Consider the following 11,573-nt stretch of genomic DNA (forward strand, 5'->3'; position numbering starts at 1 on the left):
TATTATTAAGTTCTATTTTATTATATTTCTCATCAAACTCTTCTTCTGTCATGAATGTGAACTTTAATAAATCTATAACACAAAGAATTGTAGGTATAAAAGTCCAGAAAAATAAAACATGCAGTATTCCTCTTTTAGTTTGCCCAAGATAAAATTTCTGTATACCAATACCTCCAAGCATTATAGACAATGCCGAATATACTATAGCATATGCTCTTTTTTTCATTTTATTATTTTACCATATTTATAATTTTTTAAGAGAATGATTTATATTTATTTATATTAAATTTTGTTACTCTTTTATAACCAGTGATAATTCTAAATATTCCATAGAAAAAACCTAATCCATAAAACATATGTGTTATAAAAAACATAAATGGATATATAAATATTCCTAAAAATTTATTTATAATTCCTCTATCTTTTATTGATTTTATTATTCCTGCCAAAATAGTCATTGCTAAATATATAATAAATGGTATAAAATATGCAGCTACATAATTAATTCTAGTATGTAAGTAAATAGCTAATACTATTGGTAACAATAATATATATACACTAAAAAAAGCAGGCAATGTAAATATTAAGTTTTTTTTATTAAAGTTTTTATAAAGCTGTTCAAATCTTCCTCTGCCATAGTTAAGAAGCATTTTTATATATGATTTTAAATTTCCTCTAGGTGGTCTTCTTACTATTATTTCAGGGTCATACATTAATTTATATCCTAAAGAAAGTATTTTATCAATTAATGCATTTTCTTCATTTGGGTATAAACTTTCATCAAAAAGTCCCGCTTCAAATATAACATCTTTTCGTACAAACAAATTACAAAGTATTACATCTCTGTCAGTTCCTTCTCTATATGTAGAAGAGTTTTTACTATATCTATTTGCTATAGGTCCAACAGCATAATAAGAACGCATACAAGAATCAATATACCTTTCTTTTGTATTTGAAATAATATGAATAGCAGGTCCGCCAACGATTGCTACTTTTTCATTGCTTTCAAATATTTCTACAGCTCTTTTTATATTAAGCGGGTCTACAAGAGAATCATTATCTATAAAATATATGATATCACCCGAAGCTTTTTTTAAGCATTCATTTCTTTGCACGGTAGGGTGAGTGCCTTCAGCCTGAAATATTTCTATATCATTTTTATTGTAATCAGATAGATAAATTCCTACTAAAGTACTTTCTATATTTTCACCTATTCTATGAGGAATAATTATAGTAACTTTTAATGACACTTATATTTACATCCCAATATTTCTAAAATAAGCTGTTCTCAAATTAGCAGCCATCTCTTCTGGGCTAGTAGGATTACAAGGAGCCCAAGCACCTGTTTCTGATGAAGCATTAAATTTTTGCTTTTCTTTGCTTCTCATAGGAGGGAAGAACTCTATATGATAACGCCATATATTATTATAATTAAATCCATCATTTACAGGAGCACTATACATACACATCATATAAGGAAATTTCATATCAAATAAAGTATCTAATGTAGTAGTAGCTTTTTTTAGAATATCAGCCAATGATAGAGATTCTTTTTCATTAAAATCATTTATTGCTATAATATTTTTTTTAGGCATAATCATAATACCATAAGGATATTCAGAAGCAAAAGGAAGAAAACATACAAAATCATCATTTTCAAATATTATTCTTCTTCCGTCTTCAATTTCCTGTTCAAGCATATCAGCAAATAGATTTCTATTTTTTATATTATAATAACTTGAAGCCATATCGATTTTCCTTTTAATTCTTAAAGGTATCCAGCTATAACCATATATCTGTCCATGAGGATGAGGCATAGTAACACCAACAACTTCACCTTTATTTTCAAAAGGCATAATATATTTTATTTTTTTATTTTCAGCTATTTTAACCATTCTCTCTTGCCATAATTTAACAAGTTTTAATATATGTTCAACAGGAAGTTCTGGAAGAGTAGTATTATGGTCTGAAGAGTATAAAATTACTTCACATTTTCCTATAGAAGGAGCAGTTTTAAAAAGTTTACCATTATCAACATCATCAGGATAAGGCGGTTCAAAAGATAGTGCAGGAAAGTCATTATCATAACAGAGCACATCATAACTATCTGGTACTTTACCACTTCCAGGACAAAAAGGACAATAGTCTTTAGGCATTTGCGGACGTGCTTGCCTATGACTTGCTATCATAACATAATCACCAAGTAAAGGATTATAACGTAATTCTGCCATAATGAATATACTCCTAAAATATTTATTGCTTATTAATTATATATCTTTTTTTATAATAAGCAAATATTTTGTAATTTATTTTTTATAATCATTATGTTATAATGGCGGCTATAAATATTGAGGTTTAATTATGAGAATTATAATAATATCTGTTTTATTATTTTTACAAATGTTTTTTGTTATTTATGCGGATACTACTGTTGATTTTAGGCTTTTTACAAGCTCTTATGCATATAACGGAGAAAATACTTATTGGGAAGAAACTAGAACTACTTTAACTTATTTTGAAAACTTTACAGAGGGTGCTTTTGATATAAAGTTTAATGATTTTATTACTTTAAGTGTTGGGGCTTCTATATTTTTTCCATTTACCTTCGAGTTTCCGCAAGGTATAAGGGTTTTTCCTATAGTTACAACACAATTATCAAATGAATATATTGCATTAAGAATAGGTACAATGAAAGGCGGGCATAATTTGCCTGCACCTATAAGGGACCCTTTAATGGATATGACACCTGTTGTTCGTTCTACACCAGACAATACTTTAATAGCCAAAGGACCAGAGGAATATAAATATAATGAACCTTTTACACATGGCTATTATGAATATGGGGCATCTTTTGAATGGTTTAAGGGTGGAAAAGGTGAAATATATATGAATTGGCAGATACAGCATAATGCTAAACATAGAGAGAGGTTTGATGTTGGGCTCACTTATGCTTTAGATTTTCTTCATGATATAGCAACTCCTTATTTGGGTGTTCATTATTGGCATAATGGGGGGCATGAATATCCTTTTGTAGAGGGTAGTCCTGCTATAACAGAAAATTATGTTGGTGCTATTGGTATTAATAGTGAATATTTATCAATACTTTATATGGCTTCTTATAATTTGGTTGATAGAGATAATATAAAAGGACAGTTTGGTCATGCTTTATTTTTAAGAGGTAATATAGATGTTATGACATGGTTTAAAATAGAGCCTATAATATTTGTTTCTGGTTGGTATATCAATAAAAATCATAAATTCATAAGTGTAGAAGGGGACCCTTTTTATAGAGTACCATTTTATTTTGGTTTAAACATTACTAAAGATTTTATATTTGACAATGGTATAGTATTAAGTTTAGGCTTTGTTAATGGATTATTTTTAACAGAAGAAAATAAGGTCGGTATAAGATATGACCAGACATTAAAATTTGATTTTACATATTTAGTACCAATAAAAAAATAAATTTATATTTTTATTGTTTAACTATTTTTTATAGTGCATGTTTTAAAAGGCATATATTTACAATAATTTTTATAATAGAGGAATAATTATGTTAAAAAAAGTATCTTTACTAATCTCATTAATGTTTATGTTTTTTAGTTTTGCAAACGCTCAAACAGCAAAATCTACATTAGACGGTATGATGCAGTCTTATAATGGAGAGATGAATGCTTCAGCTATGTATGCAGAATTTGCTAAGAAATCACAAAATAAAAGTGTATCAACTATGTTTAAAGCTGCTTCTGCTGCTGAGGCTATACATGCTAAACTTTTAAATGATATGGCTATATCTAATAAATTAACTACTAAACCTTTAACTGCTAAAATTGATCCTGTTAAAACATCTACAGATAATGCTCATTTACAAGCTGGTATAAAAGGTGAAACTTATGAATATACTAAAATGTATCCTGCTTTTAGTAAAGTAGCTGCTGCTGAGGGTAATAAAGATGTTGCTAATTTAATGAATATGATAGCAAGCGTTGAAAAAACACATGCTCAGTTATATGATAAAACTATGAAAGATTTGGCTGCTGGACAGGGATTACCTGAAGGTTATTATGTATGCCCTGTTTGCGGATATATAGAAAAAGGAAGCTCTCCAGATTCATGTCCTATTTGTAATGCTGCTGGAAGTACTTTCCAAGCTTTTTTGAGCTAAAATTATAAATTGTTGTTTAAAGGAAGAGTGTTGGTAATATTATTGTTATCAATGCTCTTTTTATATAAAAAATTATTTATTAATATGTTATATATACTTTATATTAATAAAAAAGTACATATAATAGCTATTTTATTAGTGTTAATTAATTGTATTTCTTTTTTTAATTGACAAATTATCATATTTTTATTATAATTACGAATTATGATTATTGATTTTGCTATAAACAAATTGATAGTAGTCTTTTCATACTTATCCAAAAAATATACAAGACATATAATATAATCTTTTAAATTCTATAGGTTATAGAATCCATTTCTATTTTTTATATTAAAAAACATTAGGAGTGTATGCTATGTCTAATAACTATTTACCTGAAATTTTTGAAACTTTTAATGATGCCCGTAAAAAAGGCTTTATTACAATGAAAGAAGAGAAGGATAAGGGAAAAAAAGTAGTTGGTACTTTTTGTACATATACGCCAAGAGAGGTGATATATGCAGCTGATGCTATAGCGGTGTCATTATGTTCTACTAGTGATGAAACTATACCAGAGGCTGAGAAGTATTTGCCTAAGAATTTATGTCCTCTAATAAAATCAAGTTATGGTTTTGCTGTTACAGATAAATGTCCTTATATGTATTTTTCAGATATTATAGTAGGGGAAACCACTTGCGATGGTAAGAAAAAGATGTATGAGCTTTTGGGAGAGATAAAAGATACACATGTTATGCAGCTTCCATATTCAAAGAATGAATTTGCTGTTGCTCTTTGGAAAAATGAGATTAAAGAACTTATAAAAAAATTAGAAGAAAAATTTAATGTAAAAATTACAGAAGATAAATTAAAAGATGCTATAAAGTTATGTAATGAAGAGAGAAAAGTAATAAGAGAGTTTTTTAATTTAGGTAAATTAGTGCCTTCTCCTATAAAGGGAAGCGATATGCATGAGGCATTACAATCATCTAATTATAAATTTGACAGAAAGCTCTATATAGAAGAGATAAAAAATTTAGTTGACACTTTTAATGATAAATATAAAAAAGGTGAATCTCCGTTTAATAAAAACACCCCAAGAATACTTATTACAGGCTGTCCTACAGGTGGGCTTGTAGAAAAGATAGTAAAACAGCTTGAAGAGGTGGGGGGAAATGTTGTATGTTTTGAAAGCTGTGTTGGCACAAAGAGTTTTGAAATGCTTGTTGATGAGAATAAAGAGCCTATAGAGGCTATTGCTGAGAGATATTTAAATATACCTTGTTCTGTTATGAGTCCAAATAATGAAAGAATGGATATTATAAAAAGATATATTGATGAATATAAAATAGATGGTGTAGTGGATGTTATTTTAAGCTCTTGTCATACTTATGCTGTAGAAGGTGAAAAGATTAGACGCACTGTAGAAGAATGCGGAAAGTCGTATTTACAAATAGAGACTAATTATTCTAATAGCGATACTGCTCAGCTTAGAACTAGATTAGAAGCTTTTGTTGAGATGCTATAAATATATTATTTTTTATTAATAAACTTTTTTATTATATTTATGGAATTAAAAATGATATATTTTGATAATGCAGCTACTACACTAAAAAAACCAGACACAGTTGCTAAAGCAGTTTTTGATGCAATAAACAGTTTTGCAAATGCTTCAAGAGGCTCTTATGAATTATCATTAAATAGTGAGAGAGTTATACTTGATACAAGAGAGAAAATAGTTAAACTTTTTAATGGATATAGCCCCAATTATGTTGCATTTACAAGCAATTCTACAGAGGCATTAAACACAGCAATAAAAGGCATAATTAATAAAGATAGCCATGTTATAACCACATCACTTGAACATAACAGCGTTTTAAGACCTATCTATGAAATGGAAACTTTAGGAACAGAGCTAACAATAATAAAAGCAAATAATAAAGGTGAATTAAATTATAAGGATATAGAAAAAAACATAAAACAAAACACTAAAGCAATTATCTGTACGCATGCTTCTAATGTTATAGGTGATGTTTTGGATATTGAGTTTATTGGTAGTTTATGCACTAAACATAATATATTATTTATACTCGATGCTTCTCAAACAGCAGGAAGTATTAATATAGATATGAAGAAAAATAATATAGATGTAGTATGCTTTACTGGTCATAAAGGTTTGATGGCTCCTCAAGGTACAGGCGGCTTATGCATAAAAAAAGGCATAGATATTAAGCCATTAAAAACAGGAGGCTCTGGAATAAAAACCTATTCAAAGACACACCCAGAAAATATGCCAACAAGACTTGAAGCGGGTACATTAAATAGTCATTCTATAGCTGGTCTTAATGCTGCTTTAGAATTTATAGAAAATGAAACCATAGAAAAAATTAGAGATAAAGAAAGAGAGTTAGCTGATTGCTTTTATAATGGTATTAAAAACATAGAAAACATTAAGCTTTATGGAAATTATAATACAAAAAAAAGAACTTCTATAGTGTCTTTAAATATTGGAGATGTGGATTCTTCCAAAGTGTCTGATATATTATCAAGCAAATATAACATAGCAACGAGGGCGGGAGGGCATTGTGCACCTCTTATGCATGAGGCTTTAGGCACTGTTAAACAAGGAATAGTGAGATTTAGCTTTTCTTATTTTAATACATTTGAAGAGATAGAAAAGGGGATTGATGCTGTTAGGGAGATAAGTAAAAGTTTATAAGTTGTATAATAAAAACTATTAAATAAAATTAAAATTAATTAAAGGAAAAATAAAAATGTATTATGTTGGCATAGATATAGGTTCAACTGCTTCTAAGGTTGCTGTTTATGATGATAAGAAAAATGATTTTGTAGAATTGTTTATGATTCCTACTGGCTGGTCTGGAGTGGAAGCTTCTTCACAGATACTAAAAATGCTTGAAGAGAAAAACATTAAAAAAGAAGATTCATATTTTGTTGGTACTGGTTATGGGAGAGTTGCAATAGAATATGCTGACAAAACCATAACAGAGATTACTTGTCATGCTAAGGGAGCCAATTTTTTATTTTCAAATTTAGACGGCACATTAATTGACATAGGCGGGCAGGATACAAAAATAATAAGCATAAAAAATGGTAAAGTTGACAATTTTATTATGAATGATAAATGTTCTGCCGGCACTGGTAGATTTATAGAGTTAATGGCTAATTCTTTGGGTTGTTCTATATCAACACTTCTTGAAGAGGCTCAAAAATGTGAAAGCACTGATGTTGTAATAAGCTCTATGTGTACTGTATTTGCTGAAACTGAGGTTATAGGTCTTAAGGCTAGCGGAAAAGAAAAAAATGAGATTGCTTATGCTATAGTAAACTCTGTTGCAAATAAAGTCTCTTCATTATGCGGAAAGTTTAAAGATGATACTTATTTTCTAACTGGAGGATTATGCATGTTTGATTATTTAGTTAAGGCTTTAGAGAAAGCTTTAGGCGGAAAAGTGATAACAGATAAAAGAGGGCAGTATGCTGGTGCTATAGGTGCTGCTATAATAGGATTTGAAAAAAAATCTAATAATAAAGTAATTAACAATACAAAAAATAATATAGCAGAAAATAATAATGAAGATAATAAAGAAAAAAGATTAATAATAACATTCAATACCACAACAGATGTTATGAGAGCAGAAAAAGCTTTTAAAAATGTTACGGCTCAAACTAATGAATTATTAGGAAATATTATATCTATACCAAGTGAAATATCTGCAGGGTGCGGAATGTGCTGGGAGAGTGAAGTTGTTTTTGAAGAGAAATTAATTAATATATTAAAAGAAAATGATATAGAATATGATAATTGCTATAAGATAGAAAAATAGTTTTTTATTTGCGGTTGTTTTTCCACAGTTATTTTGCGATAGGCACCTACTTGGTACGACTGAAGGGAGTACCTCGGTATTGATATAATAGAACCTTATATCTTTCGGATACGCTTCGCGAAGAGCTACATTTTTTAATATAAAAAAGCAGCTATTAAAAAATAATAACTGCTATTAATTTACAATTTTTTAGTTACACTCAATATCCACATAATCGCCCAATTTAAAATGATTACTAAAATCTGCATATTTATCTAAAGTTTTTCTTTTTATAAATTTTCCATGTCCTTTAGTGCCTACAAACTTATTGTCTTTGCATACAATTTTTCCTCTTGATATAACTGTATCAATAGAACATAAAAGCTCAATTCCTTCATAAGCAGTATAATCGCAAGCCCCATGCATATTAGATTTTGTGATAATAGATTTTTTATTAGGGTCTATTATAGTAATATCAGCATCGGCATTTGGAATAATAGCACCTTTCTCTGGATAAAGTCCGTATATTAAAGCAGGATTATAACATAAAGTTTCAACGAATTTATTTATGCTTATTCTTCCTTTCATAACGCCTTCAGAGAACATCAAAGGATATCTTTCTTCAACTCCGCCTGCACCATTAGGGCATTTAGTAAAATTATCTTTTCCTTTTATTTTATCTGTTTCATAATTAAAAGGACAATGGTCTGTTGCTATTACCTGAATATGTCCGTCTGCAATAGCTTTCCATAATCTGTCAGAGTCTTCCTGTTTTCTTAATGGAGGAGACATTACAAATTTAAGTCCGTCTTCTCTGTCATATTCTTTATCAGTTAAAACTAAATACTGAGGACAAGTTTCTGAAAAAATATTTTTATGTCCTAAAGCTCTTGCATTAACTATTTCATCAACACTTTTTGAAGCAGAAGTATGAACTATATAAACAGGAGCATTTCCCGCTATAACAGATAAATGTATAATTCTATTAACAGCCTCTGCTTCTGCTTCAGGAGGTCTGCTTATAGGGTGATAATGTGCAGAAGTTTTGCCTTCTTCAACAAATTTCTTCTTTAAATATTCTACTACATAATGGTTTTCAGCATGAAAAGCAGAAACTCCATTAAGCTCTTTCATTTTTTTAAGTACACGCACAACATTATCATCTTCTATTTTATAGTTATAAGTTAAATACAATTTTGTACTTTGTAAGCCTTCTTCTTTTGCTAATACTTCAAGCCCATTAAGAACATCTTCATCAACATGCTGCAAAACTCCGTGAAAACTATAATCAATAACAGCCTTATTATCAGCAAGAGTATGATAATATTTTAATTGATGAAACACATCGCAGTCTTTAGGTCCAAAGCCCATATGATCAACTATAGTAGTAGTACCCCCGCAAGCAGCAGCAACAGTACCAGTATAAAAATCATCAACAGCTCTGCCAATTCCTACATCTATATCCATATGCGTATGAACATCAATTCCCCCAGGCATTACATACTTACCTGAAGCATCAATTATTTCTGCTCCTTCGCATTTTAAATCAGCACCTATTTTAGATATTTTTTCATCTTCTATTAATATATCAGCCTTATAAGTTTCTGATGCATTAACTATAGTACCATTTTTTATAATAATTTTCATAGCACTTCCCTATAATAAAATAACAATTTAATTATACTAAAAATTTTATTAATATCAATTTATAAATTAATATATTATAGAAATTAAAGAATTATGATTATATTGACTGTGAATATTTTGTAATATATAATCAAATTGTATATATATGGGGGTATATATGAAAAAAGTATTTGTTATATTATTCTTGTTTAATATTCTTTTGTATTCTAAAACTTTAGATGAATTGTTATTTTCTGCTGTAGAAGATAATAATATAAAAAAAGTTAAATCATATTTAGATCAAGGTGCAAACTGTAATGCATTAGATTCTTATGATAGAACAGCTTTAATAAATGCTTCTGTAAGTGGATATGATGATATAGCAAAATTGCTTATAGAAGAAGGTACTGATGTAAATATTCGAGATAAAGCAGGTGCTACAGCATTAATGTATACTGCTAGAGATACAAATTATGAAATGGTTGAATTTTTATTAAAAAATGGTGCTGATGTAAACATTAGAGATACAGAAGGAGATACTGCATTATATTATAGTATTGAGCATAATAGTCGCGGACAAAAAAATGAAACAGAAAATGCTATAAAAATACTTAATTTATTAATAAAATACGGTGCTGATGTAAATACTAAAAACGATAAAGGAACATCTCTCCTTGATGTATCCTATAGAATTTCACAATCTTTTGATAAAAATAAAGAAATGTTTAAAATATTAGTTGAAAATGGTTTTGATTTAGAGTCAAAAATAAATGATGATAGTTCTGATTATACTCCTTTAATGATTGCTGTTTATAAAGAAGACTATGATATGGTTAAATATTTGCTTGATAAAGGCGCCAATCCTAATGCATCAAATAATGAAAACAAAACAGCTTTAATGATTGCTATTGCTAATAATAATTTTGATATTTCAAAATTACTTATACAACAAGGTGCCAATATAAACACACAAGATGAATATGGTTATACAGCATTAATGAGAGCTGCTATGATAGGAAGCTATGAAATGGTTAAATTTTTATTAGAAAATGGTGCTGATGCAAATACTAAAGACAATTATGGAAACACTGTATTATATCATAATATTCGCTATTGTCATTACGAAGAAGAAGGACTAGAAGATGCTAAAAAAATATTTAATTTATTAATAAAATACGGTGCTGATGTAAATACTAAAGACAATTATGGAGGATCACTTCTTAATACAGCTTATAGTTTTTCAGGATTGCCACCAAATAGAGAAATGTTTAAAGTATTAGTAGAAAATGGTTTTGACTTAGAATCAAGAATAAAGGGTGGGGAGGATTATCCTCCTGATTATGATTATACTCCTTTAATGATAGCAGCTTTAAGAAATGACTATGATATGGTTAAATTTTTAGTTGAAAAAGGTGCCAATATAAATGCCAAAACACATTCTGAATATAGCTCATTAGAAACTCCTCTATTACTCTCATTAGATTATGAACATATTGAATCTAGATATGATGAAAACTCATCTGTTGCAGAATATTTAATAAATAATGGTGCTGATATAAATGTAACAAATGAGGATGGAGAGACACCTTTAATGTATGCTTCCAAACTTCATAATATAAAAGTGATAGAACTTCTAATACAAAAAGGTGCTGATATAAATGCTTTCAATAATTATGGAAATACAGCCTTAATATATGGTGTAAATAATTTAGAAACAGTAAAATTATTAGTTGAAAACGGTGCTGATGTAAACTTTTATAAAGGAGGGAGTACTGCTCTAATATCAGCATGTGAGTATAGTCATGAAAGAAATATAGATGTAATAAAATATTTAGTTTCAAAAAAAGCCAATATAAATGCACAAGATAATGAAGGATACACAGCTTTAAATAAAACTCTTGATACTTCAGATGAAGGAAGTATTGATATACTAGACTTTGAAATAGCTCATTTTTTAATAGAGCAAGGTGCTGATGTAA

Annotated in this window: 10 protein-coding genes; 6 read left to right on the forward strand and 4 right to left on the reverse strand. The window is 28.7% G+C overall.

Annotated features, from left to right (window positions below; translation table 11 throughout):
- From E6A48_RS07565 to galT, 3 genes are all read right to left on the reverse strand, one after another.
- Positions 1-226, reverse strand: a 226-nt coding sequence (locus E6A48_RS07565) for a TM2 domain-containing protein (protein WP_219709412.1), incomplete at its 3' end; no start/stop codon positions are given.
- Between the two features lie 28 nt (positions 227-254).
- Positions 255-1,250, reverse strand: coding sequence for a glycosyltransferase (locus E6A48_RS07570; protein WP_219709413.1), 996 nt, complete (start codon positions 1,248-1,250; stop codon positions 255-257).
- A gap of 6 nt (positions 1,251-1,256) precedes the next feature.
- Positions 1,257-2,231 (reverse strand): galactose-1-phosphate uridylyltransferase, encoded by a 975-nt coding sequence (galT, locus tag E6A48_RS07575; RefSeq protein ID WP_219709414.1) that lies wholly within the window; start codon positions 2,229-2,231, stop codon positions 1,257-1,259.
- Between the two features lie 130 nt (positions 2,232-2,361).
- On the opposite strand from galT, the gene E6A48_RS07580 reads away from it, so the two are divergent.
- The 5 genes from E6A48_RS07580 (at position 2,362) to E6A48_RS07600 (ending at position 7,989) form a co-directional block, all read left to right on the forward strand.
- Complete coding sequence (locus E6A48_RS07580) at positions 2,362-3,465, forward strand: hypothetical protein (RefSeq protein WP_219709415.1); 1,104 nt, start codon at positions 2,362-2,364, stop codon at positions 3,463-3,465.
- A gap of 88 nt (positions 3,466-3,553) precedes the next feature.
- The gene (locus tag E6A48_RS07585) at positions 3,554-4,165 is read left to right on the forward strand and encodes a rubrerythrin family protein (RefSeq protein ID WP_219709416.1); all 612 of its coding nucleotides are present in this window, start codon (positions 3,554-3,556) and stop codon (positions 4,163-4,165) included.
- 355 nt (positions 4,166-4,520) lie between these two features.
- On the forward strand, positions 4,521-5,669 hold the full coding sequence (locus E6A48_RS07590) for a double-cubane-cluster-containing anaerobic reductase (RefSeq protein ID WP_219709417.1): 1,149 nt from the start codon (positions 4,521-4,523) through the stop codon (positions 5,667-5,669).
- A 51-nt stretch (positions 5,670-5,720) separates the two neighbouring features.
- Positions 5,721-6,860, forward strand: coding sequence for an aminotransferase class V-fold PLP-dependent enzyme (locus E6A48_RS07595; protein WP_219709418.1), 1,140 nt, complete (start codon positions 5,721-5,723; stop codon positions 6,858-6,860).
- A gap of 55 nt (positions 6,861-6,915) precedes the next feature.
- Entirely contained in the window at positions 6,916-7,989 is a 1,074-nt protein-coding gene (locus tag E6A48_RS07600) for an acyl-CoA dehydratase activase (protein WP_219709419.1), read from the forward strand.
- Between the two features lie 189 nt (positions 7,990-8,178).
- Here E6A48_RS07600 and hydA read toward each other — a convergent pair whose 3' ends face one another.
- Positions 8,179-9,615: a dihydropyrimidinase gene (hydA, locus tag E6A48_RS07605; protein ID WP_219709420.1), complete on the reverse strand. Its 1,437-nt coding sequence runs from the start codon at positions 9,613-9,615 to the stop codon at positions 8,179-8,181.
- 157 nt (positions 9,616-9,772) lie between these two features.
- Between hydA and E6A48_RS07610 the strand changes: the two genes are divergently transcribed.
- Positions 9,773-11,573 (forward strand): ankyrin repeat domain-containing protein (locus E6A48_RS07610; RefSeq protein ID WP_219709421.1); only part of this gene is annotated, 1,801 nt, incomplete at its 3' end.

This window comes from Brachyspira pilosicoli (genome assembly GCF_019402445.1).
GTDB classification, from domain to species: domain Bacteria; phylum Spirochaetota; class Brachyspiria; order Brachyspirales; family Brachyspiraceae; genus Brachyspira; species Brachyspira pilosicoli_B.

Bases quoted from the DNA above. Each gene is read 5' to 3' on its own strand.
- E6A48_RS07595 (WP_219709418.1), top strand. From the start codon at position 5,721: ATGATATATTTTGATAATGCAGCTACTACACTAAAAAAACCAGACACA.
- E6A48_RS07585 (WP_219709416.1), top strand. From the start codon at position 3,554: ATGTTAAAAAAAGTATCTTTACTAATCTCATTAATGTTTATGTTTTTT.
- galT (WP_219709414.1), bottom strand. From the start codon at position 2,231: ATGGCAGAATTACGTTATAATCCTTTACTTGGTGATTATGTTATGATA.
- E6A48_RS07580 (WP_219709415.1), top strand. From the start codon at position 2,362: ATGAGAATTATAATAATATCTGTTTTATTATTTTTACAAATGTTTTTT.
- hydA (WP_219709420.1), bottom strand. From the start codon at position 9,615: ATGAAAATTATTATAAAAAATGGTACTATAGTTAATGCATCAGAAACT.
- E6A48_RS07600 (WP_219709419.1), top strand. From the start codon at position 6,916: ATGTATTATGTTGGCATAGATATAGGTTCAACTGCTTCTAAGGTTGCT.
- E6A48_RS07590 (WP_219709417.1), top strand. From the start codon at position 4,521: ATGTCTAATAACTATTTACCTGAAATTTTTGAAACTTTTAATGATGCC.